Origin of the sequence: Sutcliffiella horikoshii (assembly GCF_002157855.1) — a bacterium.
In the GTDB taxonomy this organism is placed as follows: domain Bacteria; phylum Bacillota; class Bacilli; order Bacillales; family Bacillaceae_I; genus Sutcliffiella_A; species Sutcliffiella_A horikoshii_C.
Window position 1 is genome coordinate 3,350,323 of record NZ_CP020880.1, and the last position, 22,881, is coordinate 3,373,203.

Genomic DNA, 22,881 nt, shown 5'->3' on the forward strand with positions numbered 1-22,881 from the left:
AGAATTATTCTACTAAACAATAAAAAAAGAATACTCCAGGCTTCCCCTTCGTATTCTTTGCTCACACTTATTTTATTTTCACAGAAGAAGTAATCTCCATCATACTTTTCGTACTAGCTTCCATATTGCTCGTATCTGTTACAGTGGTCATCTTCACTCCACCTATACCAACCGTCACCTCATAAAACTCTTCCTCTTCCCCATCAACCGGAGAAACCAGCAAGTAACCTAAACGGCTGTCCTCATTGACAGTATGATCTACCAATAAATCAGAAAGGTTTACCTTTGTAGAATCATATAATACCTCTGAATCTTTTGGTTCAAAGGGGTTTACAAATAAAAGGTATGTTTGCTCGTCCTGTGTAAGAACAATATTATTCTCTGATTCCGAGTCAATGGTAAACCCAGTAGGCAAATGATAAGCAAATATATCTGTATCCTCAGAAGTCTCAAGTGGTTGTGCTTTAAATGTTTGCTCAAAAGTATCAACAGATTTTTGTGTGGCGTCTTCAATTGAGACAGAACATCCGGTTAAAAATAGTAAGGATAAAAATAAAATAGAAATAATGGCTCTTCCAAAACTCAAACTCTCCACTCCCTTTAGTACAATAAGACTAGAAAACACACACTAAACCTATCATACCTATAAATCTTTATCCTTGACAAGGATAAGTTGGAATTATCACTTAATTCCCCTATTTTATGATAGACTAAGAAATAGGCAAATAACAAGAGGTACTATTTGGAGGGATTGTCATGAAATTTACTGTTTACCTTGCTGGTGAAATCCATACTAGTTGGAGAGAGGAATTAATAGACAAAGCACAAGCACTGGATCTTCCGTTAGAGTTTGTTGGACCAATGACAGACCATGAGCGCTCAGACAACATAGGGGAAGCGATCATGGGTACGCAGCCAAGCTCTATTGCGAAAGACGAAGCAGCATCTCAAATCAATAATCTTCGTACAGAACTCTTAATGAAAAAGTCCGATCTAGTCATTGCCTTATTCGGAGAAAAGTATAAACAATGGAACACCGCAATGGACGCAAGTGCAGCGATTAGCCTTCAAAAACCACTTATCTTAATTCGTCCGGAAAACCTTCATCATCCATTAAAAGAGCTATCCAATAAAGCAAATGTGACAGTTGAAACAGTCAACCAAGCCTTAAAAGTACTCACCTACGTATTGGATTAAAGCAGGCCCTAAGCCTGCTTTTTCACATTATATCTCCATTGGCCTATCAATAACTTACTAACATGCTGGAACATTTCCATCCTTGATACAGCACCATCAGTAAAGATCCCCAATGCCCCTTCATGTTTCCTGATGTCTTTCCGCTGACAGTACTCATCCATTAAATCACCAAGCTCTTTCCCTGCTAGGAGCTCCTTTTTAAACTCATCAGGCAAAGCAATTCTAGCACCACCCGTTATGTATTCTTTGCCATCTTTAGCAACTAGCGCCCCCCAATTACAGACCATAACTCTTGAGGATGGGGTTGAACCGAGGACAACGCCTCCTTCAAGTCCGATGGCAAAGTCTGCATCTTCGATTTCTTTTAGAGCCGCTCTAGCACGATGCAATGCCCCTTCAATTGTTTCTTGATCGGTCATGGGTTGTTTACTTACACCAGATTCTACTTCAAGTGCAATTGCTTCAGCTTCCATCTCAAGCTCTCTCATTGCATCCTGTACAGCCCCATATTTTGCAGGATTTCTTGAACCGACTACCACTTTCATCTTTACCTCACCTTTCAATTGAACAATAACTTTAGTAGATTGGTTAGACTCCGTTGTTCCTTTCCGTAAATGGTTTGATTTTTACTAACCCTACGGCGAATGCAAACATATAGTTGATTGCAGTGGAAGGCGCGTAGACGCTCGCGGGAGGAAAGGACAGGTGAGACCCCTGAAGCGTTGTGAGGAGGCTCACGGACCGCCTGCAGGCAAGCGAAGCGCCTGGAACGGAAATCAACCGTTTTATATACTTTTATTTCTTTTAAAAAGAATTATATACTTTTACCTCTTTTAAAATGAAAAACGATGAGGTTTCCCCATCGCTTTCCAACTTTATATGATTATCTGCTTCTAATCGAGTCTACTGTAGATTGATCCGCAGATTTTACAAGTTTGACAATGAGCTCTCTTGCTGCAGCATAATCATCCACATGGACCATGGAAGCATGCGTGTGGATATAACGTGAACAAATTCCCACCACCGCTGAAGGTACTCCCTCATTGGATGTGTGAACACGCCCTGCATCTGTGCCACCTTGAGAAATAAAATACTGATAAGGAATACTATTAGACTCTGCCGTATCCAATACAAAATCTCTCATTCCAGTGTGTGTCACCATGGAACGGTCATAAATGCGCAATAATGCACCTTTGCCTAAATGGCCGAATTCTTTTTTATCGCCAGTCATATCGTTTGCAGGTGATGCGTCCAGTGCAAAGAAGATATCAGGCTTAATCATGTTCGCAGCCGTCTGTGCTCCACGTAAACCTACTTCTTCTTGAACAGTAGCTCCTGAGTAAAGGACATTTGGTAATGTCTCACCTTGAAGATCTTTTAATAATTCAACAGCAAGTCCGCAACCATAACGGTTATCCCAGGCTTTAGCCAGAATCTTCTTCTCATTTGCCATTGGTGTAAATGGACAGATAGGAACAATCTGTTGGCCTGGTTTAATGCCAATGTTAATCGCGTCCTCTTTATTGTCGGCACCGATATCGATTAACATATTTTTAATGTCCATTGGCTTGGCGCGTTTCGCTTCATCCAAAAGATGCGGAGGAATCGACCCAATAACACCAACAACTGGACCATTGTCAGTCATTACTTGCACACGTTGAGCAAGCAAGACTTGGCTCCACCAGCCACCAAGAGTTTGGAATCTTAACATCCCGTTTTCTGTAATGGAAGTGACCATAAAGCCGACTTCATCCATATGGCCTGCAACCATGACAGTTGGGCCGGTTTCGTCGCCTTTTTTCACTCCGAGTATACCGCCAAGACGATCTTGTACCACTTCATCCGAGTACTTTTCCAATTCACTGCGCATAAAGCGGCGAACATCATGCTCAAATCCAGGTGCACCTTGCAGCTCCGTTAACGTTTTAAATAAAGTCAATGTTTCCTGATTCAATTAAGTCAGCTCCTTTTTTTCCAAAACCTATATGTAGAATGATTACCTATACTTCGTTAGATTATCGAAATATTTTAACTATATTGTATCGAACTTTCTCTATTGTTTCCAGCTTTAGCATGACATTTATTTGTTTTACAAGTTATACTATTAGTAAGATAGTCAGAATCAATTCAATTCATCAGCTACTCCCATTTGAAAAGGCTTACGTAAAATAAGAGTATGATATATGGAAGGATGATACTATTATGAAATGGAAAGCACTTCTGATCGGTGCTGGAATTGGTGCAGCAGCCGCATATCTATTTACTGAAGCATCAAAGCAGCAAGCCATAAAACCTGAAAAAGCTTTAAAAATTGCCAAGGAAGCGTTTAAAAAGCGCGGCCCTGTTGATGGCTCCTGGATCCAGATGGTGCCTGAGACGATTTTACGAAATGATATGTCCTACTCCATCTACAGAGGCGGAATTTCCAGAAGAATTGACGACGTATTGGAGCAATATGAATTCATCGTCGACAAGAATTCGGGAGTCATTTTGGATGTAAATCAATTAAAGTGACCACATGCCTGGCAGCTAAAAAACTGCCAGGCCTTTTTTATCTTTTCCGCTCTATTTTTTCTTGTATTTCATAAGATTCATTCCATTTTACTGCCCGGTAAAATGCATCATGATAAAAGGTAAACCATGCATTACGTCTTATCCCCTCTTTGATCCACTTCTCTTTTGCTTCTATTGATGCCATTGGATAATCATCATAAGCAAGGACCCATAAAGACGGGGAATGGGCGTGGGTAGGCATGAGATCTGCCATATGGATAAGCGTTTCTTCCCCTTGTGTCATTTCAATGATGGCGTGTCCATCACTATGTCCGCCAGTATGTATCATTTTTATCCCATCGAGGATGGTTATCTCTTCTTGAAATGTTTTCACTTGTTCTTCAATGCCTTGCCAGTTCATTTCCCAGTACGTATTTCTTGAACGAATATTGGGATTTCTCATTTCATTCCATTCGATTTCAGAAGCATAGATCGTCGCATTTGAAAATACAGATACATACTTATTTTGTGCTGCATCCCTTTTTGTGAGTCCGCACACATGGTCAAAATGCAGATGAGTCATGATGATCGTATCAATGTCTTCTGGCGTCAACCCAAGCTTTTGCAAATCTTCTTCCACAGATGACTCTTCCGTTGCACCGAAATTGCGTCTTTGTTTGTCGGAAAGCTTTCCTTTTCCAAGTCCTGACTCAATAAGGATATTGCGTTCTCCCATTTGAATCAGGATCGGGTCTGTTCTTAGCTCTATTTGATTTGTATCATTTACAGGGTACCTTTTTGACCACAAAGCCTTCGGCACCACACCGAACATTGCTCCACCATCTAGATGAGTCACTCCACCGTTCAACCAAGTCAGCTTCCACTTACCAAATGTTAGCGTTTCCATTTTGCGTCTCTCTCCCTTTATGAAAAGTTATATATGAGTTTATTGTAACAAAAAAAGCGCCCTCTCACTAACGGAAAGGGACGCTTCGTCATTTATTCTGGATATTTAACCTCACAACGGTAAATAGGGAATCCTTTGCTAGAAAACTTTTCCTCATATTCCGTCATGATATTGCCTTCAAACTCACTATTATGAAGATCTAGACTAACGTACTTTAACAGTAACCCGTACTCTGAGAAACTCATCAATGAATACTCAAAAAGACCACGGTTATCTGTTTTAAAGTGGATCTCCCCTTGTGGAACCAACACTTCTTTATACAGATCCAAGAACCCTTTGTAAGTTAATCTTCTCTTCTCATGTCGAGTTTTCGGCCATGGATCAGAGAAGTTCAAATAAACTCTGTCCACTTCACCGGCCTCAAAGTAGTCAGCTAACTTTTGCGCATTCACATTCAACAGTTTTACGTTAGGGATATCAGCCGCTACTGCTTTTTCCAATGCTTTGACAATGACACTTTCAAACAATTCTATACCAATATAATTGATAGTAGGATTTGCTTTTGCCATTTCTGTAACAAATGTTCCTTTTCCCGTTCCTACTTCAATGTGAATGGGGTTGTTATTTCCAAAGATTTCATTCCACTTTCCTTTTTGGTTTTCTGGATCCGGAATGCAATAAAAAGAATTTTCAGCAATAAAATCTGTTGCCCACGGTTTGTTTCTGAATCTCATGTCGGATGGTCACCTCGGCGTTTTAATAGTTTATAGTCGATGACAGAAAAAAACCGATCTCGATGGACCGATTCTTTTGTCGTGTATAAGAATGATAAATAAACAAAGGCTAGTACATATATAAAATAAAGGAGTGCTGACAAATGCCGTTAAATTATCATGATCAAATACATCTTCTAAAGGATATTTTGGCGGATCATCAAATTGATTGTTGCGGTTCTGTTGCTGAATATGAGCAGTTGGAGCGAGTCATCAAATCATTAATGGTCAATAATGAAATTGATCAGAATGTAAAGAACATTCTACAAGACATCTATTCCTATAGCCAAGCTGGCATCAATTCCAGTAATGACCATGATCACAATCAACTTCATCAATCAAAATTCACCAATTGGATCGATAGCATCGACCAATACTCATAGTTCAACCGGTAAAAGTCTTTCCAAATAGTTCAACCAGTTTTGCTTCTCTTTTTCAATGTCTTTATGGTGATACCATTGTACGGAAAGAATAGTCTGTGCTATTACGTACCAATGCATACGGTGGCGCAAATCGTCTGTCAATGGTATCCCATATGTGGAAAGCCAGTCATTCCACTCTTGTTCTGGGATATACCAATATAATAACATGCATAAGTCAATAGCTGGATCCGCTATAACAGCTCCATCCCAATCAATTAAGAAAAGTTCCTGATTATCGGCAAGCAACCAATTGTTATGATTGAGATCACAATGACAGACTACCTTATCTTTGAACTGGACATTTTTAATTTCCTTCGTTAAGAAATCGAGTGATTTTTGAATCACATCCAAAGAAAAGAGTTCTAAAGCCATCCCACTTTTTATATCTTCCAATATAGTCGATGGCTCCACAGGTTCTTTCCCCAATCGAGTCAGCATATCAAGCAACTCTTTGGAGTGGTGGATCTTGTGTAGAAGCTGAGCCACTCTTTCCATATTCATATCGTTTGGTTTGAGCTCTCTCGCACTTATCCAATGTTGGGCCGTAATGACATCTCCATTTTCCAAGCGTTTTGTCCAGACCAATTTCGGGACAATCCCCTCTGCTGAAAGAACAGCCAAAAATGGCGATGAATTTCTTTTTAGGAAGAGCTTTTTCCCTTCATTTTGAGCAAAATATGCATCTCCCGTTAAACCACCAGCAGGACTGATTTTCCACTCATCACCTAATAAATGTTCCAACCATTTCACCTTCAATTTCAACACAACTTTTCATTATCAAATATTAGAAAAGCGCAAGCGCTATATATAAGAATTTTCATATTAACATCTTTTTTTAAGCAAAAAAACAGCTATTGAACAATTTCACAATAGCTATCTTTTAAATTTTATCGTTATTTCCCAATTAAATCAAGTCCTTGTGTAACAATTAATATTGTGCCAATACAACTGTGCTGATAGGCGGGACTTGTATTTCATTGATTACTTTGCGGATTGGCGAATTGCCTGCTGTACTGCCTTCGACAAGGACATCCCACTCTCCTGACAATGGAAGCGAAACGTTTTCCGCATTCGTCCCGTTATGGAAAATAATAAGGATATGGTTGTACTTTCCATACTGTTTCACGTCACTGAGATGATACATGAGCATATTTCCTTTTTCAAAAGGAAAACGCACATGTTTTTTTATTTCCGCGGCTGTCGATAAGCGTAAAGCTTTATGTGCTTTTCGAAGGGAGATTAGACCACTGACAAAGTCCACACTTTCTGCGTAACGCTCTTTTCTTTCCCAATCTAAGTTATTGACCGAATCTGGAGATCTATAACTGTTTTCCTCCCCGCCTTTTGTCCGGAAAAACTCTTGCCCTGCATGAAGAAACGGTACACCTTGTGATAATAGAATGACGGAAGTGGCCAGGCGATGGCGCTTTATTCTCGTTACTTCTTCTTCATGACTATTGCAGACGGCCATTTTATCCCACATGGTGTGGTTGTCATGGGATTCAACATAGTTGATTGATTGCACGGGCTCCAGGAACAGTCCTTTATGATTCGGATCGATTTGTACACTACCTGCAAGAGTTTGTTTCAATAAAGTTGTCTTGTGAGTATTTCCAAGCGCAAATCCCCTGTCAAACAAGTTGAACGTACTGCCTTTTATGGAATCGCGAACCATATCATTAAAGAATGAAATTCCCGGCATCTTCTTTGCATTCAGAATCATTGCTTTACGGTCAGCCGCTAAAGGGGTGTTCAGCTCCCACCCTTCTCCAAGGATTATGGCTCCTGGTTTGATGATGGATACAGCCTCTTTTACTGTATTCATGGTCTGAACATCTAATATACCCATCAAGTCAAATCGAAAGCCATCTACATCATATTCCTGCAACCAAAATTTAATGGAATCCAGGATAAACTTTCGAACCATTTTTCGTTCGGATGCAATGTCATTTCCTACTCCAGTACCGTTTGAAGGCATACCATGCTCATCATGGCGAAAGTAATAACCAGGCACTATTTTTTCAAAAGAGGAGTCTTCGCGAACATACACATGATTATAGACGACATCCATAATCACCCTCAGGTCTTTCTGGTGCAAAGTATTGATTAGGTTTTTAAGTTCCAAAATCCGCGAGTAGGGATCATTCGCATCCAGCGCATAACTTCCTTCAGGCACATTAAAAAGAAGAGGGTTATAGCCCCAATTATAGTCCTTGTCAGGTTCTGCCTCATCTACTCCGCCAAAATCATTTAATGGTAATAGCTCAACGTGAGTAACTCCGATACTTTGGAGATAAGAAACGCCTGTAATGCCAATAACGGACTCTTCTACTTGATCTTCTGTAAAAGCGGCATATTTACCTTTATGTATCATTCCGCTTTTTGGGTGAGAGGAAAAGTCACGTACATGCAACTCATATATTATCGCATCTGTTGCATCCATAAAAGGAAGCATGGATACTTTTGGAATGTTTACTCGTTCTTTATCTACAATCACTGCAGCCTCACTATTAATGTTAGAGGAAATTGCATATGGATCGACTGCTTCTCTCCATACAAGGTTTACGCAAACAAGGTAGGTATAAAGGAAACCTTCCAGATCTCCCTGCACTGTAATTCGCCATATCCCCTTCTCCTCAGGGATGAGGCTATAGAAGATGCCTTCCTTACTTTTGGGAGCCACCAGTTTTATTTTCACTGCAGATGCCGTCGGTGCCCAAAGGGTAAAGGTAGTTTCCCCTTTTTGATATTTCGCTCCAAGATCATCTTTTTCATAAAAGAACGCTTCATCAAATGCTTCCGTACGAATAACTGCCCCTATTTGCAAATCTGTTTTCCTGTCGTGTTCATCTATAATCATATATTTGGAACCGATGGAGATTGGCGTATTTGTTTTACATATATATTTAACCGTGTTCTGAAGCGTTTTTCTATCTATAATCTCAAGTGGGTAGGTAGATTCTTGGTTTGTAAGGGTAAAGAAAGCTGATTCTCCGTTATAATTTCCGCTAGGCAAAAGAATAGTGATTTTATCCATTTCATCTAAATAGGCGTCGAATTCTCTTTTGATGAAAATCATGCATTTCCCTCCCTTTCTTCTAAAGTTTGCTTCTTCTAGAACTGACCATTTTCTATCCTATTCAAACAAAGTCGTAAGCTTGACATCTATTCATATAATTCTCCATTATTGCCATTCCGGTCTGTCTATATAAGTGGACTGACAATGAGAAAGCAAAGCTCCAGCTGCTTTTAGCTGCGTATGTTTTAAAGGGAGTTTGTTCGCCCGCATTTTTTCAAACCATTTTTCATACGTGCGTTTATCTACCACCTGTAGATCTGTCGGTCCATCCGTTATATCAATATATCCTTTTGGGTGTAACAAAATTTTGGTAACAGGCAGGCTTACATCATACAAAGGAAGGATATTTTTGATAATCGATCCCATCCTGTTCAAACTGATCGTGGGATTTACTATTTTTCTTTCCTTTTCCTTCTCACGGATGGACCAGAAGCGCTCATTGTTTCCTAGAACCACACTCTCTTCTTGCTCCTCCATATAAAAAAGCGCAATGATTTCGTTTGGAGTAACTAGAATAATTTCGAGTTCCACTGGCGCCTGCTTTACTAGAAAGATAGGTTTATACATAACAAAAAACGTATCTGGAAACCTCTGCAAAAAGTACTTTAGTAAGTTTTCACGTTTATAATTTTTCTGCAGATAGGACATTTCCCGGATGGTCGAACTTGCCCATTTGAGCTGAAGCGGAAGAATCGAATCAAGAAATTGCTGCTTTCTTTCTTCAGGTGTCTTATTGCCTGTAATACTTGGAAGTTCCCACTCTTCATCGTGAATGGCATCAGTAGTAACGAGTTTTCCTGTAAACAGCTCTTCTTCTTGATCCTTTTTCTTGAAAGACTTCATGAGACTGATTAGCTTGCCTTCTTTTGAGGGAGTAGTATCTTCCAATTGAGCAATGTGGGAAGGACTCTGTGTATCGACCGGGTTTCTCAACATCTCCTCATAAGTCTTCCATTGTTGCTTTTTCAATCTGATATATTGATTAGGATAGCGATATATATCGGCTTCATACCGTGTGATATAATCTTGTAATTTAATTAATTGTGCCAATGGCGGTCACTCTTTTCTATAATAAATAATGAATAGCAACAGGCAGTATCAGGGCGTAAAGTAATGCAGAAAGTGTCATGCTGATGGAACTAAAAGCCGCTTCTTCTTCCCCATATTCCATCGCTTTAGCAGTTCCAATTCCATGTGCAGCACAACCAAGGCCCACTCCAATGCCTAAGTAATGGGTTATTCCAAGAAGTCTCATTAAGCCCGGGCCGAAAAGTGCACCAATGATACCGCTCAGGATAACAAGTGCTGCTGCTAAGCTTGGTAATCCACCGGTAAGATCAGCGATTTCCATGGCAATTGGGGAAGTCACGGACTTTGGAAGGAACGAAGAGGCATACATAGAAGATAAATTTGCCACCTTTACATAAATAAACCCAGTAACCATGCCGACAACTATTCCAGAAAATAATCCTGCAATTAACGGAATTCGATAGCGTAATATTTTAGTACGTTGATGGTAAAGTGGGTAAGCAAGCGCTACTACCGCAGGGCCGAGCAGTTCTTGGATCCACCAACCTCCCAGCATATATGTATCATAAGATAGATCAGTCAAAAGTAATCCGACAATGATTAATAGAGTTGTAGTGGCAACAGGATTGAGTAACGGCATACGAAATCGATTATAAACATGCCTCATTGCGAGAAAAACTAGATAGGTGATAAGGATGAATAAGATACCAAACCAACTATTCATCATCCATCACTCCCGTTGCCTCTGCCTTATTATCGACAGATGCTGCCGTTTTTTGAGCAACTAACCCCGAACTTACCAAGACCATAATGGTCCCTACTAAAAGAGCAAGCAACATGATTAACCCCTCTGTCTTAGAAAGAAACCTAAAATGATTCATGACTCCTACTGTGGCAGGGACAAAAAACAAAGGGAGATAGAAAAGCAACAAGTTCGCCCCACCATGCAAATATCTCTCCTTCACCAGTCCTGTCAAAAGTAAGACAAGCAACAAAACCATTCCGATAATACTACCAGGAACCGGAATCTCAAGCGTACTTTGTAGAACTACACCGATTTTATAAAAAAAATAAAAAACTGCCACTTGAATTAATAGTTTCATTCCCCTCATTTTCTAATCCTACTCCTATACTAATGAAAAAATTTCCTTTTCTTCATATTTTGGCAATCTGTTTAGATGTGTTTCATATAAAATGATATTGTTCACGGCAAACGTCTCTATTTGGGAACTGTGTACAGGAAGCAGACTGTTGTCAATAGATCCTGGCCCCTTCCACTTTCTTGCAATCGTTATATGAGGATGGAACGGACGTGAGTCGAGCTGGAGTCCAACCATTTCACAGGCATCATATACTGAATTTCGGAGCAGATTTAGTTCCATTGACTTTTCAATACCGTACCAAAAAATCCGTGGTGACTGGGGGTTCCCGAATGTGCCAAGTTCACTTAATGCGAGGGAAAATCGTTGATGATTTAAAGCTACTTTCGAAAGCAGAGATATCAACTTTTCCTTTTGACCTTCTTCCAAATCACCTAAAAATGCGAGCGTGATATGGAGGTCTTCTGGATGCACCCATCTTGTAAAAGGAAAGTGGCTTTTTAATTTTTTCATATATAATTGAAACGCTTGCTTTAACGGTTGTGGAAGAGGTACCGCAACGAAATAATGAGTTTGTGTTGTCATTTTCTCACCCTTCTTATTTTACCAGATATCTTTTATAGTCTTGAATATTATCTTAGCACCAAACAGACGATATAGTTAGTTTAATCTTAATCCCCTGATAAGCCATGTGCTTAGTCCGTTTTTATTATTTATGATACAATATGGATTATTAGTGTCATGTATAGAGAAAGGTTGTGCGTAATTGTGAAGGTTGTTACAAATATGGCTGATTTGATAGGTAATACGCCACTTGTAAAGTTGAATCGCATTGTGCCAAAAGGAGCGGCAACGGTTTATTTAAAATTGGAATTTCAAAACCCCAGCGGCAGCGTAAAAGATAGAGCTGCGTTTAATATGATTATCCAGGCCGAAAAGGATGGCCTAATCAAACCAGGAGCAACCATTATCGAACCAACTAGCGGTAATACCGGTATTGGTTTAGCGATGAATGCCGCAGCAAGGGGATATAAGGCCATTTTGATCATGCCCGATACAATGTCAAAAGAGCGAATTAATCTACTAAAAGCATACGGTGCAGAGGTAGTATTAACACCGGGTGATGAAAAAATGCCAGGTGCCATTAAAAAAGCACAGGAACTGGTAAAAGAAATTCCAAACAGCTTCATGCCGATGCAGTTTGAAAACCATGCCAATTCAGATGCTCACAGAAAGTCTACGGCACTCGAAATCATGGATGGAATGAAACAAATCGGCAAGCCATTATCGGCTTTTGTCGCAACTGCCGGTACTGGCGGAACCATTACCGGAACAGGAGAAGAGCTGAAAAAGCATTATGAAGGATTGACTGTCCATGTTGTGGAACCTGCAGGATCACCAGTTCTTTCCGGCGGGAAGCCTGGGAAACATAAGCTTGTCGGAACTAGCCCTGGATTCATTCCAGATATATTGAATCAGGAAGTATATGATGAGATTTTCAAGATTGAAGATGAGGATGCATATGATATTACTCGAAAGCTTGCTCGTCATGAAGGAATTCTGGTTGGTCCATCATCCGGTGCTGCTTGTTATTCTGCGATTGAAGTGGCGAAACGATTAACGCCTGATGATGTGGTGGTATGTATCGCATGCGATACGGGAGAGAGATATTTGTCTACGGACCTTTTTGAATTTGGAAATGAATAAACGAAAAGACCCTTGGCTGCATGGTGCAGATAAGGGTCTTTTTAATTTAAGCCGTTCCTTTGCACTGCAGGCACTCGCTTTCCGCGGGGCGGTGCTTGAGCCTCCTCGCTGCGCTGTGGGGTCTCAAGTCTACCGCTACCTCCCGCCCGAGTCGAGTGCCTTCCGCTCCAATCCACTCATTCTAATAAACTTATGAAGCTTTTGCGAGTTGTTTTTTGTCGGCTTGGTTGATCATCATGATGAACACTAGTCCACACATAGTTAAAACGCCGAAGAACAAATATACGTGTGCAACGGAATAATACTCTGCAATAAAGCCGCCAAAGAATGTACAGAACCAACTACCCAGCCCGTTACCGACGGCAGTGTATAGAGAAACCGCCGTAGCACGTGCAGAGTTTGGGGCAATATCCCTCACAAACTGCAGTGCGGCAGGAATGAAAAGCCCGACAGAGAAACCTTGTGCAATCGTCGTCGCATACACCACATACAACGGGGGCTCAAAGAAATAAAGCACCCACCGTATCATCGCAATGGAAGCAGCACTAATCATGATCGCGTGAAGTCCGAAGCGTGCGATCCACTTGCCTGCCACCCTCATAAATGGCGCCTCACTACCGGCAGCGAGCAAGAAGGCAATCCCGACACCCGTAACAGTCCCCCCAATATCTGTTATGAACAGGCCAAAGTAAAAATTATTGGCGAAGACAGGACCGAATATTAGAAACGTTGTCACAAGGAACATTACAAACTTAGGCAACTTCATGAGCGTTCCAATGCCATCACGGACATTCACACTAATTGTCTGACTTTCTTTCGGTAGAAAAATCGACACCACCGTGCCCAGCAATAAAGCTATCGCAAAGGTGAAGAAGATTACTTTTAAGGAAAAGAAATCAGAAAGCCATCCTGCAACAAGCACGGCCACCGCAAAACCTATTGCCCCCCATAATCTGATGGAACCATAGTTTCCTTTGGTCCTTTGGACATAATTAAGGGTAATGCTGTCTGAAATGGGAACAAGGGCACTTTGTGTAACAGCCAACAAAAATGCAACGGCAAGCAATGCTCCATAGCTCTCCATAAATGAAAAGGCAATCCCTGTAACCGCTGTGAGAAACAGTGTCCAGCGCAGGATTTGTTTTGGTTTTTGGGTATAGTCGCTAAAAACACCCCACAACGGCTGGACGAATATCATCACTACAGGACTAATCGACATGATCATCCCGATTTGTGATCCACTCAATCCGACATCTTCTTTCAAATATACTGTCAGCAACGGGAATAACGCCCCAAAACTGAAAAAGGTTAAAAAGTAAAAACTGTAAAAATAGCGAGTAGTTTTGTCTTTCATAGAGGTAGTACTCATCATATATCCTTCTTTCTTCTCGTCAAGTAAAGGAAAAAGTAAAAGGTTACCGCCCCTTGGGGAAGTAACCTTTACATTCTACCACATTTAGATTTCGGATAAATATGTTATTTCGCTAATTCATAGATAGCTTGTGCATAGATGGCAGTCGCCTTGATGAGATCCTCAATGAAAATATGCTCATCTTTCTGATGCGCTACATCCTCCCTGCCAGGGAAAAGCGGACCAAAGGCCACCCCTGCTTCAAGCGATCTTGCATATGTTCCCCCACCGATAGACAATAACTCCGCTTTTTCTCCGGTTTGTTCTTTATAAACCTTTTGAAGAGTCTGGATAAGCTCATGATCCTGTGGAACATGATGTGCAGGTGAGACATTGAATTTATTCACATCAAATCCATAGGCCTCCGCCTCTTTACGCAACTGCACTTCCACTTCCTTTGTATCGCATGTTACCGGAAAACGGATGTTTACCCCTAGAGCTCCGACAGCTGTTTCGCGATCATAACGGAAAACACCTGTATTGATGGTGAGATCATCCGTAATCTCATCGTGGAAATTGATGTTAAGCTTCTTCCCACGAGAATCAAATGCAAGCTTTTCACTAATAAAGCTGACATAGGATGCTCCTCTTGCATCTAGCTCTACAGAATGGAGGAAGTTTGCCAAATGGTATCCTGCATTCGTACCATTATCCGGCTCCATCGCGTGAGCGGACACACCTTTGATGTTAAGGAACAAAGCATTTCCTTCCTTCGTATACCCACCCTCTATTCCTTTTTCTGAAATGTATTCATTAAAAGCATGAGTGATTGCATCCATATCTTCCGTCACTTCAAGCGATGCTTTAGCATGATCGGGCACCATATTTAACCGGCGACCTGAATCAAACGTTAACAAGCTGTTTTGTCCTGTTGCCGTTTCACCGTTGAAATCAAGACGGAGTTGGATATCCCCTATTCCTTTTTCGGCATAGATGATTGGGAAGTCCGCGTCAGGCGCAAACCCCATTGTAGGCATTTCTTCGTGTTTAAAATAATGGTCCACACACTGCCAGCTGCTTTCCTCATCTGTACCAATGATGATGCGTACACGTTTAGATAGAGGCAAATCTAGCTCTTTTACAATTTTTAGAGCATAATAAGCCGCCATTGTAGGGCCTTTGTCATCCATTGCACCGCGTGCGAAAATTTTGCCGTCACGAATGCTGGCACTGAACGGCTCATCTGTCCAGCCGTCCCCCTCTGGCACTACATCAACATGACATAGGATGCCGACAAGTTCTTCTCCTTGTCCATGTTCGATATGGCCGGCATAATGGTCGACATTTTTTGTAGCAAAGCCGTCTGCTTCCCCTTTATGTAATAAATATTGGAGTGCCTCTTCAATTCCTTTTCCAAAAGGAGCTTTTGTGCTTGCTTCCTCTTCATTCAACACACTATTGATTTGTAAAAATTCCTGTGTATCTTTTATTAAGGAATCTTTTCTTTTCTCTACTTCTTCTAACCAATTGAAATTTCCCATTTAATCATCACCTCATTAGAAAATGAAAAAGCGTATTCAACATAAGTACAAATCCGACCAATCCCACAGCCGGATAATACAACCATCTTGTAACAAGATCTTGATAGTGCTCTTGAATTAGCTTCTTCCCTTTATGCATATTCAAAAAGGGATGTCCCACCAATTCATCATATACTATATTTAACCATTCTTTTAGAAAAAAGAAAAACGCCATAAACAAGCCGAATGTCATCCACAACGGGAGATACCCCATGACAGCGATGGTGATACCAATCATTTTTAAATACGAAAAAATATGACGGGAATTCCGCAACAAATATTTAAAAAACAATTCCGTCAAGGCACTATGAGGACTCCTGTCTTCTATTATCCTTTGCGAACGTCTGAAAAATAAAGGCTTGGTCCGCTCTGAGGAACGAGGAACATGCACATATTCCGAAGCATAAAAAATCATCCCGACATACTTTTGCCGGATCTTCTCATTATGTGCCATATCCACCATAAAACTCTCCGTCCGCAAATAAAGAATAAACAAGACGATTAGCCCCAGCATAAGTAGAACTGTCGATTCAATCCACATAGCTTGAACAACCGTAAGATAAACTAGTAGTCCAAGAAATAGAAACACGGTGAAATTAATTACTTTCCGCTTCCATCCAGACCAATGCAAATCTATTACTTTACCCAGTATGGTGATGAATAGGAACAACACAAGATAAAACGTTATCCATTCAAACAACGGAAGGGTAGACGGACTGATTGCCTCCATCAAAAAATATGTAAGAATAGCAATTAACAAGGATTTTATAAGATTAAGGGCCGTGCTCGCTATCACACCCCACTTTTTCAACCCGTGTAATAAATCTCTTCGGTGGATAAAAAAGTACATATCCGCCTGTTGATAAAACACTCGAATGGTTCCCGTCCAAGCAAGATAATAAATAACAATAAGGGTTAAACCGTATGGAAGTTTCTGAAGCAATGCAATGAAACTCGGAAACATATCATAAATCATGGCTGCAACGAATAATAATGTAAGGACAATATAGACCAGGATCGTCCAATCAATTACAGCTTTTGTGTTCTTCCACTGATACTGACGCTCTTGTTTAAGTCGTTCCTTGTATAAGTGGAATGCCGTCATTTTTCCTGCTCCCTTGCGGATAAGGTGTAGAAACAATCTAGCAATGAAGCACCAGGAAGTTGGCAATTTGTTTGAATGTCTTGTAGGGTCCCTTCTGCTTTCTTGCGCCCGTCAGCCAAAAGAATAAACCTGTCACAAATCTTTTCCGCCGTATCCAGAACATGCGTACACAACAAGATTCCGACACCCCTAGCCTGTTCCTGATGAAAAAGCTGAAGTAACTTCTTCGTTGCAATCGGATCAAGCCCAATAAACGGTTCATCCACAATATATAAAGAAGGCTTAGACATGATGGCAAATATCAACATAGCTTTTTGCTGCATCCCTTTTGAAAAGGTAGCCGGAGATTCATGGATGACTTTTTCCAAATCAAACAACTTCAATAGGTCCTCCACCCGATCTTTCCACACCTTTTCATCTATCTCTAGTAAAGACGCCATCAAATCTATGTGCTCCCATAATGTCATATCATAATAAAATACAGGTTTCTCAGGAATATAGGCATATGATTTATCAGGAGGAAGTGATATCTGTCCTTCAAAAAAAGGATTTAAGCCAAGCAAAGTTTTAATTGTCGTACTTTTACCAGCGCCGTTAGGGCCGATCAGACCTACCATTTCACCTTTTGAAACCGTAAAATCAATATTTTGCACGACAGACATCTCATCATCGTATCCTGCTTTTTCTAAATGTAGTGTTAGTAATTCCATACAGGTCCTCTCCTCTCACCTGTTTCATACGAAGTTTTAGGTCGAAAGTTTCATATTTTTCTAAAAATTACTAGCAGAATATTGTCGAGTAGTGTAAAATAATGTATATAGACTCATATTCTTTTGTTTTCACTTAACACTTCATAGACTAAATGTTAATATTGTGTAAATTGCATCATTATTCTAGAATTTTTTCCACAAAATCGTGTACAATATAAACTAACTTAATACCTAACACCTATCATCAAGAATTTAGCGAGTAGTACCATGTTAAATACCGGATAAGGAGTGGTTTTTTGAAGCCTTCAACTAACCGTATGCTAACCCGTATTAAAGCCGTCTACATGTTTATTCATGAAAAGGGAACTGTCTCTACACAGCAGTTGGTCGATGAATTTGGGATTACACCCCGAACCGTCCAGCGTGATTTAAATGTGCTGGCATTTAATGACCTGGTTCAAAGTCCAACGAAAGGTAAGTGGACTACTACGCAGAAAAAAGTTAGGTTGACTTCATAAGACTACATATAAAATTAATCAGACAACAATAAAGCCCCATTCCTTTTCACTTGGAATGGGGCTCTTCGTTATTTTCATTATTATCTTCGCTGCAATAGTTCCAATTCTTCATCTGTCAGTTCACGATACTCCCCAAGCTCAAGGTCTTCATCAAGCTTCAGTTCTCCCATGCTCAGACGCTTCAAGTAAGTTACTGTCTTTCCAACCGCTTGAAACATTCTTTTTACCTGATGGAATTTCCCTTCAACAATGGTAATCTCAATTTGTGATTCTGGGCCAGCTTCAAGTATTACTAGTTCAGCAGGCAACGTTTCGTACCCATCATCTAAGGTAACGCCTTTTTTGAACGCTTCCATATCCTCTGTCGTCACTTCGCCATCAATTTTGGCATAATACGTTTTTGGCACGTGCTTTTTTGGTGATAACAACTGGTGTGCAAGCTGACCGTCGTTTGTCAACAACAGTAAGCCCTCTGTATCTTTATCTAAGCGTCCAACCGGAAAAGGTTCAAACATTTTATCCTCTTCCTGCAGAATATCCACCACTGTTTCCTGATGGTGATCTTCCGTTGCAGATAACAATCCAGGTGGCTTGTGCATCATCAGGTAAATGAACTCACGGTATTCCACGATATCATCATGTACCGTTACCTCCTGCACCTCCGGATCTACATGCACCTTCGCATCCTTTACCACATTTCCATCCACTTTTACCACACCCGTTTTTAGAAGCTTCTTCACTTCTTTGCGCGTTCCAAAACCACTGTTGGCAAGCATTTTATCCAATCTCATACTCGTGCCGCTCCTTTCATAGGGAAAGAGGCCTCTCTGACTCGAGACCTCTATCCTCTTTCTTTTCTATTTAGAAACGAAAAACGATTTCCAAACAAATACATTAACAAGTTACTTCTGTAGCTGAGGAAGAAGTAGATGCCCGCTCCGACTAATCCGCTGACAGCCACTACGATAATGGCTTGAAGACGGCCTTCGCTGTAGGGGACAATGCCTTCTAATAGTTGAAGGACTACTAGGACTGCAGCAATCATGATGATGTTGAAGATGGTCATCAACATTCCTCTACGTAAAACAATAGAATAACTGAATCCCGTGAATCTCTGAATAGCCCAAAGGTTTATGACGACACTTGCCAAATAACCGATAGCAGTTGCCACAATAGATCCTTCCGCCTCCATGAAGAAAATTAACGGATAATTAAGGATAAGCTTTAATCCAACGCCTACTGCAAGACCATAAACCGTATACTTTTGTTGGTTAATCCCTTGAAGGACAGAAGCTGTTACTGTAAAGATGGCCAATGGAATGGCTGTTGGTGCATACCAAGTAAGCAAATATCCACCAAGTTCATCATAAGAATAGAAAGCTGCGTACGCAGGACCACCCAATATTGCCAATCCGATACAAGCTGGAACTGTCAAGAACATCAAAATTTGAAAAGTAGTACTTAATTGACGTTGCAGCACATCTGATTCATTGTTTATAAATGATCTCGTTACGGCTGGAAGCAAGGAAAGAGCAAACGCTGTTGCTAGTGTCACTGGGATAATCACGAGCTTCTGACCATAAGTGTTGATGATAGCAAATGCATCTCCGGATGTTATACTATCAACACCTGCAAGTAACATTGCCTTATTAAAAGTGAATGTGTCCACTAATTGATATAGAGGCATAGCAAGTCCGACAAAAACGAATGGAGCTGCATATAAAAGTATTTCTTTATACATTTCCTTATAAGAAATTTCTACATTGCCTTTATCTTTTTTTAATAGGGTATCCAAATGCCTTTTCCGGCTGAACCAATACCAGATCAATATTCCCAAGCCCGCCAAAGCACCAATAAATGCACCGAATGTTGCATAACCAATCGCTGTCGGCAAGCTGCCTTCCGTCACATTAATAATAATATAAACGCTGCCCAACAAGAATATTATCCTTGCAATTTGCTCTACAACTTGTGAAACAGCAGTAGGGCCCATTGATTCATGGCCTTGGAAAAAACCTCTGATCAAGCTCATGACAGGAACTAACAGTAGCGCAAAACTCACCATACGAATTACAAGTGTAACATCGTCAAATGAGTGCTGGCTGCTTTCATTTATTATCATCGGAGAAAATACCGGTGCCATTATATAAAGTATCAAGAAAGAAACAATTCCTGTAATACTCATTAACAATAATCCGGAACTAAATAATTTTCTCCCTACTGCATATTCCTCAAGCGCATTATATTTTGCTACAAACTTTGAAACGGCAAGTGGTACTCCCATTGTCGCTATACTTAATACAACCGAATAAAGAACATAGGCATATGTATATAGTTCCCCTCCAGATTTGCCCACTAAGGCATAAAAAGGAAAAATATAAACAAGACCCAAAACTCTAGAAATCATGGTACCAAGCGTTAAAATGAAGGTACCTCTCAATATATTTGATGTTGACATAAAATCCCTACCTACTATTTGTAACTTTTTGTCTAACCTTTGTATTTTAGCATACTTCTAATGGCCGGAGCACTATTTTACCATCCCGCAAGTAAACTTCTAGTTAGTGAAATCTTTGGAAATGATAGATATGGCGTATCGTCTTTCAAGTTCTCTATGTGCTCTTTTGTTACCACTACAGTGAATTCACCGTAAGCATCCGCATCTAGTAAGAGGACTCCTGCTTCTTTTTGACTGAAGATAAGCCCGAATTCTTCTTGATTATTTAAACGGATGCAAAGAACATAAGCATTCATCTCTTTTTCAAAGAGCCATGTATACGAGAATTTATGTAAATTAGTGTTCATTTTGAATTGTATGGTTGGAACAGAAAGCAACAGGACCGGGGTTCCATCTTCTTCTGTCCAGCCACCGTCATATGGAATGTGTGCTTCTGAAAGCTTAGGTGAATATGTCATGAGATACCCCCTTTTCATTAATTTGTAATCTACTTGAAAATAATACGGAATGTTGCTCTTTTTGTCCAACAAGAGAATAGAGGGTATAATAGGCAACAGGTAAGCAAAATATAGTTGGTTGGTGAAAAAATGAAATATGATGTGATTATTATAGGCGGCGGTCCATCAGGGCTTATGGCCTCCATCGCTGCGGCAGAACAAAAAGCAAGAGTACTACTGATCGATAAAGGAAATAAACTTGGGCGGAAGCTTGCCATTTCAGGGGGCGGTCGCTGTAATGTGACAAACCGCCTGCCTGTAGACGAAATCATTAAACATATCCCTGGTAACGGGAGATTCTTATATAGTGCATTTTCAGAGTTTAATAATGAAGATATCATCAAGTTTTTTGAAAAGCTCGGGATACAGTTGAAGGAAGAAGATCACGGCCGGATGTTCCCTGTCTCAGACAAAGCACAAAGTGTGGTTGACGCGTTATTGAACAGGATGAAAGAGTTGCGGGTGGAGATGCGGACTAATACTTCGGTGGAAACGGTGGAATATGATGAGGACCGGACCCGTGGCGTGTTGTTAAAAACAGGCGAGTTTTTGGAATGTTCATGTGTAGTCATTGCTGTTGGTGGAAAATCCGTGCCACATACCGGTTCCACAGGTGATGGATATCCTTGGGCACGCAAAGCGGGGCATACGATTACGGACCTATTTCCGACTGAAGTTCCATTAAATTCACAAGAAAAATTCATCCGTGAGAAAAGGTTGCAAGGATTGTCCCTGCGCGATGTAGCTTTGAGCGTATTAAATCCAAAAGGAAAAGTGGTAAAAACACATCAAATGGATATGATTTTCACCCACTTTGGCGTCTCAGGGCCTGCTGTTTTGCGATGCAGCCAATATGTTGTGAAAACAATGAAGAAATTCGGTGTGAATAGAGTAACGATGAATTTGGATGTTATGCCATCTTTAAACGAGGAGCAAGTATTTCAACAGCTCAATATGGCATTGAAGGACGAACCAAAAAAAGCCATTAAGAATGTGCTTAAAGGGCTTGTACCTGAGCGTTATTTATTGTTTTTGTTGGAAGTTTGTAAGATTGACGAGCAGGAAATTGGTGCGACATTAGCCCATGAGAAAATAAGGGAGCTAGCGAAAATGTGCAAACAATTCCAATTTGAAGTATCCGGCACCCTCTCCATTGAAAAGGCATTTGTAACCGGAGGCGGCGTTTCGGTGAAAGAAGTGCACCCGAAAGAAATGGCTTCCAAAATGAAAGACGGATTATACTTTTGTGGAGAAGTACTTGATATCCATGGATATACTGGTGGTTATAATATCACCTCGGCCTTGGTGACAGGAAGACTTGCAGGCCTGAACGCCGGGAAAAAGGCGGCAAGCCTACGTCGTTACAATTAGTACGAATGACATTACAAAAGCTAGTCCTACTCCATACATGCCAAACTCGTTGATAAATGATTTACTTTCTTCTGGAAGTACCTCGTTTTGTGTGTGGTGGTTCATAGTGAATACATCCTTTCTGATTTTTAGTTTCTGTTAATATAACCTGTTACTAATTAGACGAGTGATGTTACGAAAATGTTTCAATTATTTATAATTTGTTTCTGATAATTATCTATACCCACAAAAAAGAACCTGATAAACATCTTTCCGGTAAGTTTTCAGGTTCTAAATATTACCATTGCAGAGAAGCAATAGATCTGTTCTTCCTCATCGTTAATACATCCTACTTGATACTTAATGTCAATCACATCCCTGTCAGACAATCCCTTAAGAAAATCATTCACTGCATCCTCGAGGTCCCGCTCATGCTCCTCATCAAACACCCTAATCTGCACCAACCCCCACACCCTCCTTCTTAATAGTTTACTTGTATTCTATTATTATTTATAGGAGGAAATATCGGGTTTTATACTTTTATTCAAAAAAAAAACCCTTTGGGGGTCAGACCCCCAAAGGGTTTTTGCTCTTTACGTTGAATA

Annotated in this window: 26 protein-coding genes; 6 read left to right on the forward strand and 20 right to left on the reverse strand. The window is 40.4% G+C overall.

All coding sequences use genetic code 11. From position 1 onward, the window contains the following. Positions 1-67 precede the first annotated feature (67 nt). A complete protein-coding gene (locus tag B4U37_RS17115; protein WP_088019225.1) occupies positions 68-586 on the reverse strand; it encodes a hypothetical protein in 519 nt (172 codons plus the stop codon). 170 nt (positions 587-756) lie between these two features. Here B4U37_RS17115 and B4U37_RS17120 point away from each other — a divergent pair, with 170 nt between their 5' ends. After that, positions 757-1,197 carry a YtoQ family protein gene (locus B4U37_RS17120; protein ID WP_088019226.1) on the forward strand — a complete coding sequence of 147 codons (441 nt, stop codon included), beginning with the start codon at positions 757-759 and terminating at the stop codon, positions 1,195-1,197. Positions 1,198-1,205: 8 nt separating this feature from the next. Here B4U37_RS17120 and B4U37_RS17125 read toward each other — a convergent pair whose 3' ends face one another. Both B4U37_RS17125 and B4U37_RS17130 read right to left on the reverse strand, forming a co-directional pair. Beyond that, positions 1,206-1,742 (reverse strand): DUF84 family protein, encoded by a 537-nt coding sequence (locus B4U37_RS17125; RefSeq protein WP_088019227.1) that lies wholly within the window; start codon positions 1,740-1,742, stop codon positions 1,206-1,208. A 338-nt stretch (positions 1,743-2,080) separates the two neighbouring features. Continuing rightward, positions 2,081-3,151, reverse strand: coding sequence for a M42 family metallopeptidase (locus B4U37_RS17130; protein ID WP_088019228.1), 1,071 nt, complete (start codon positions 3,149-3,151; stop codon positions 2,081-2,083). 248 nt (positions 3,152-3,399) lie between these two features. Here B4U37_RS17130 and B4U37_RS17135 point away from each other — a divergent pair, with 248 nt between their 5' ends. After that, positions 3,400-3,711 (forward strand): PepSY domain-containing protein, encoded by a 312-nt coding sequence (locus B4U37_RS17135; protein ID WP_088019229.1) that lies wholly within the window; start codon positions 3,400-3,402, stop codon positions 3,709-3,711. A 37-nt stretch (positions 3,712-3,748) separates the two neighbouring features. Here the strand turns inward: B4U37_RS17135 and B4U37_RS17140 are convergent, their stop codons facing one another. Both B4U37_RS17140 and trmB read right to left on the reverse strand, forming a co-directional pair. After that, positions 3,749-4,597: a YtnP family quorum-quenching lactonase gene (locus tag B4U37_RS17140; protein WP_088019230.1), complete on the reverse strand. Its 849-nt coding sequence runs from the start codon at positions 4,595-4,597 to the stop codon at positions 3,749-3,751. A 92-nt stretch (positions 4,598-4,689) separates the two neighbouring features. Beyond that, complete coding sequence (gene trmB, locus B4U37_RS17145; RefSeq protein WP_088019231.1) at positions 4,690-5,331, reverse strand: tRNA (guanosine(46)-N7)-methyltransferase TrmB; 642 nt, start codon at positions 5,329-5,331, stop codon at positions 4,690-4,692. A gap of 143 nt (positions 5,332-5,474) precedes the next feature. Between trmB and B4U37_RS17150 the strand changes: the two genes are divergently transcribed. After that, positions 5,475-5,753, forward strand: coding sequence for a YtzH-like family protein (locus tag B4U37_RS17150; RefSeq protein WP_010195396.1), 279 nt, complete (start codon positions 5,475-5,477; stop codon positions 5,751-5,753). Here B4U37_RS17150 and B4U37_RS17155 read toward each other — a convergent pair. The 6 genes from B4U37_RS17155 to thpR form a co-directional block, all read right to left on the reverse strand. Next, positions 5,748-6,548 carry a phosphotransferase family protein gene (locus B4U37_RS17155; protein WP_088019232.1) on the reverse strand — a complete coding sequence of 267 codons (801 nt, stop codon included), beginning with the start codon at positions 6,546-6,548 and terminating at the stop codon, positions 5,748-5,750. The two genes, B4U37_RS17150 and B4U37_RS17155, sit on opposite strands and share 6 nt — an antisense overlap. A 172-nt stretch (positions 6,549-6,720) precedes the next feature. Next, positions 6,721-8,871 (reverse strand): type I pullulanase, encoded by a 2,151-nt coding sequence (pulA, locus tag B4U37_RS17160; protein ID WP_088019233.1) that lies wholly within the window; start codon positions 8,869-8,871, stop codon positions 6,721-6,723. Between the two features lie 105 nt (positions 8,872-8,976). Next, positions 8,977-9,921, reverse strand: a complete 945-nt coding sequence (locus B4U37_RS17165) for a hypothetical protein (protein WP_088019234.1) — start codon at positions 9,919-9,921, stop codon at positions 8,977-8,979. A 16-nt stretch (positions 9,922-9,937) separates the two neighbouring features. After that, positions 9,938-10,627: an LrgB family protein gene (locus B4U37_RS17170; protein ID WP_244951590.1), complete on the reverse strand. Its 690-nt coding sequence runs from the start codon at positions 10,625-10,627 to the stop codon at positions 9,938-9,940. Further along, complete coding sequence (locus tag B4U37_RS17175) at positions 10,617-11,003, reverse strand: CidA/LrgA family protein (RefSeq protein WP_157663819.1); 387 nt, start codon at positions 11,001-11,003, stop codon at positions 10,617-10,619. The genes B4U37_RS17170 and B4U37_RS17175 overlap by 11 nt, the downstream gene beginning before the upstream one ends. A 24-nt stretch (positions 11,004-11,027) precedes the next feature. Next, entirely contained in the window at positions 11,028-11,585 is a 558-nt protein-coding gene (thpR, locus tag B4U37_RS17180) for an RNA 2',3'-cyclic phosphodiesterase (RefSeq protein WP_088019237.1), read from the reverse strand. Between the two features lie 183 nt (positions 11,586-11,768). Between thpR and cysK the strand changes: the two genes are divergently transcribed. Further along, positions 11,769-12,707 carry a cysteine synthase A gene (cysK, locus tag B4U37_RS17185; protein ID WP_088019238.1) on the forward strand — a complete coding sequence of 313 codons (939 nt, stop codon included), beginning with the start codon at positions 11,769-11,771 and terminating at the stop codon, positions 12,705-12,707. Positions 12,708-12,897: 190 nt separating this feature from the next. Here the strand turns inward: cysK and B4U37_RS17190 are convergent, their stop codons facing one another. From B4U37_RS17190 to B4U37_RS17205, 4 genes are all read right to left on the reverse strand, one after another. Further along, positions 12,898-14,061, reverse strand: coding sequence for an MFS transporter (locus B4U37_RS17190; protein WP_245840007.1), 1,164 nt, complete (start codon positions 14,059-14,061; stop codon positions 12,898-12,900). 122 nt (positions 14,062-14,183) lie between these two features. Continuing rightward, positions 14,184-15,599, reverse strand: a complete 1,416-nt coding sequence (gene pepV / locus B4U37_RS17195; protein WP_088019240.1) for a dipeptidase PepV — start codon at positions 15,597-15,599, stop codon at positions 14,184-14,186. 7 nt (positions 15,600-15,606) lie between these two features. Beyond that, complete coding sequence (locus tag B4U37_RS17200; RefSeq protein WP_088019241.1) at positions 15,607-16,743, reverse strand: ABC transporter permease; 1,137 nt, start codon at positions 16,741-16,743, stop codon at positions 15,607-15,609. After that, on the reverse strand, positions 16,740-17,453 hold the full coding sequence (locus B4U37_RS17205; RefSeq protein ID WP_010195378.1) for an ABC transporter ATP-binding protein: 714 nt from the start codon (positions 17,451-17,453) through the stop codon (positions 16,740-16,742). Before B4U37_RS17205 ends, B4U37_RS17200 begins: the two co-directional genes overlap by 4 nt. Positions 17,454-17,749: 296 nt before the next feature. Here B4U37_RS17205 and B4U37_RS17210 point away from each other — a divergent pair, with 296 nt between their 5' ends. Then, complete coding sequence (locus tag B4U37_RS17210) at positions 17,750-17,971, forward strand: DeoR family transcriptional regulator (RefSeq protein ID WP_010195377.1); 222 nt, start codon at positions 17,750-17,752, stop codon at positions 17,969-17,971. An 80-nt stretch (positions 17,972-18,051) separates the two neighbouring features. On the opposite strand, the gene B4U37_RS17215 is transcribed toward B4U37_RS17210, so the two are convergent. The 3 genes from B4U37_RS17215 to B4U37_RS17225 all read right to left on the reverse strand — a co-directional run bounded on the left by B4U37_RS17215 (position 18,052) and on the right by B4U37_RS17225 (position 20,887). Continuing rightward, positions 18,052-18,762 (reverse strand): pseudouridine synthase, encoded by a 711-nt coding sequence (locus B4U37_RS17215; RefSeq protein ID WP_088019242.1) that lies wholly within the window; start codon positions 18,760-18,762, stop codon positions 18,052-18,054. Between the two features lie 50 nt (positions 18,763-18,812). Next, positions 18,813-20,429 carry a putative polysaccharide biosynthesis protein gene (locus tag B4U37_RS17220; RefSeq protein ID WP_088019243.1) on the reverse strand — a complete coding sequence of 539 codons (1,617 nt, stop codon included), beginning with the start codon at positions 20,427-20,429 and terminating at the stop codon, positions 18,813-18,815. A 77-nt stretch (positions 20,430-20,506) separates the two neighbouring features. Then, positions 20,507-20,887: a hypothetical protein gene (locus tag B4U37_RS17225; RefSeq protein WP_088019244.1), complete on the reverse strand. Its 381-nt coding sequence runs from the start codon at positions 20,885-20,887 to the stop codon at positions 20,507-20,509. 129 nt (positions 20,888-21,016) lie between these two features. Here B4U37_RS17225 and B4U37_RS17230 point away from each other — a divergent pair, with 129 nt between their 5' ends. Continuing rightward, complete coding sequence (locus B4U37_RS17230; RefSeq protein ID WP_029326458.1) at positions 21,017-22,297, forward strand: BaiN/RdsA family NAD(P)/FAD-dependent oxidoreductase; 1,281 nt, start codon at positions 21,017-21,019, stop codon at positions 22,295-22,297. Here B4U37_RS17230 and B4U37_RS22610 read toward each other — a convergent pair. Both B4U37_RS22610 and B4U37_RS17235 read right to left on the reverse strand, forming a co-directional pair. After that, a complete protein-coding gene (locus B4U37_RS22610; protein WP_262370684.1) occupies positions 22,280-22,402 on the reverse strand; it encodes a hypothetical protein in 123 nt (40 codons plus the stop codon). The genes B4U37_RS17230 and B4U37_RS22610 overlap by 18 nt on opposite strands. A 158-nt stretch (positions 22,403-22,560) precedes the next feature. After that, positions 22,561-22,740, reverse strand: coding sequence for a sporulation protein Cse60 (locus tag B4U37_RS17235; protein ID WP_010195371.1), 180 nt, complete (start codon positions 22,738-22,740; stop codon positions 22,561-22,563). Positions 22,741-22,881 lie beyond the last annotated feature (141 nt).

Coding starts and splice junctions, on each gene's coding strand:
- B4U37_RS17120 (WP_088019226.1), top strand. CDS start 757: ATGAAATTTACTGTTTACCTTGCTGGTGAAATCCATACTAGTTGGAGA.
- B4U37_RS17125 (WP_088019227.1), bottom strand. CDS start 1,742: ATGAAAGTGGTAGTCGGTTCAAGAAATCCTGCAAAATATGGGGCTGTA.
- B4U37_RS17135 (WP_088019229.1), top strand. CDS start 3,400: ATGAAATGGAAAGCACTTCTGATCGGTGCTGGAATTGGTGCAGCAGCC.
- B4U37_RS17140 (WP_088019230.1), bottom strand. CDS start 4,597: ATGGAAACGCTAACATTTGGTAAGTGGAAGCTGACTTGGTTGAACGGT.
- trmB (WP_088019231.1), bottom strand. CDS start 5,331: ATGAGATTCAGAAACAAACCGTGGGCAACAGATTTTATTGCTGAAAAT.
- B4U37_RS17150 (WP_010195396.1), top strand. CDS start 5,475: ATGCCGTTAAATTATCATGATCAAATACATCTTCTAAAGGATATTTTG.
- pulA (WP_088019233.1), bottom strand. CDS start 8,871: ATGATTTTCATCAAAAGAGAATTCGACGCCTATTTAGATGAAATGGAT.
- B4U37_RS17170 (WP_244951590.1), bottom strand. CDS start 10,627: ATGATGAATAGTTGGTTTGGTATCTTATTCATCCTTATCACCTATCTA.
- B4U37_RS17175 (WP_157663819.1), bottom strand. CDS start 11,003: ATGAAACTATTAATTCAAGTGGCAGTTTTTTATTTTTTTTATAAAATC.
- thpR (WP_088019237.1), bottom strand. CDS start 11,585: ATGACAACACAAACTCATTATTTCGTTGCGGTACCTCTTCCACAACCG.
- B4U37_RS17190 (WP_245840007.1), bottom strand. CDS start 14,061: ATGAAAGACAAAACTACTCGCTATTTTTACAGTTTTTACTTTTTAACC.
- pepV (WP_088019240.1), bottom strand. CDS start 15,599: ATGGGAAATTTCAATTGGTTAGAAGAAGTAGAGAAAAGAAAAGATTCC.
- B4U37_RS17200 (WP_088019241.1), bottom strand. CDS start 16,743: ATGACGGCATTCCACTTATACAAGGAACGACTTAAACAAGAGCGTCAG.
- B4U37_RS17205 (WP_010195378.1), bottom strand. CDS start 17,453: ATGGAATTACTAACACTACATTTAGAAAAAGCAGGATACGATGATGAG.
- B4U37_RS17215 (WP_088019242.1), bottom strand. CDS start 18,762: ATGAGATTGGATAAAATGCTTGCCAACAGTGGTTTTGGAACGCGCAAA.
- B4U37_RS17220 (WP_088019243.1), bottom strand. CDS start 20,429: ATGTCAACATCAAATATATTGAGAGGTACCTTCATTTTAACGCTTGGT.
- B4U37_RS17225 (WP_088019244.1), bottom strand. CDS start 20,887: ATGACATATTCACCTAAGCTTTCAGAAGCACACATTCCATATGACGGT.
- B4U37_RS17230 (WP_029326458.1), top strand. CDS start 21,017: ATGAAATATGATGTGATTATTATAGGCGGCGGTCCATCAGGGCTTATG.
- B4U37_RS22610 (WP_262370684.1), bottom strand. CDS start 22,402: ATGAACCACCACACACAAAACGAGGTACTTCCAGAAGAAAGTAAATCA.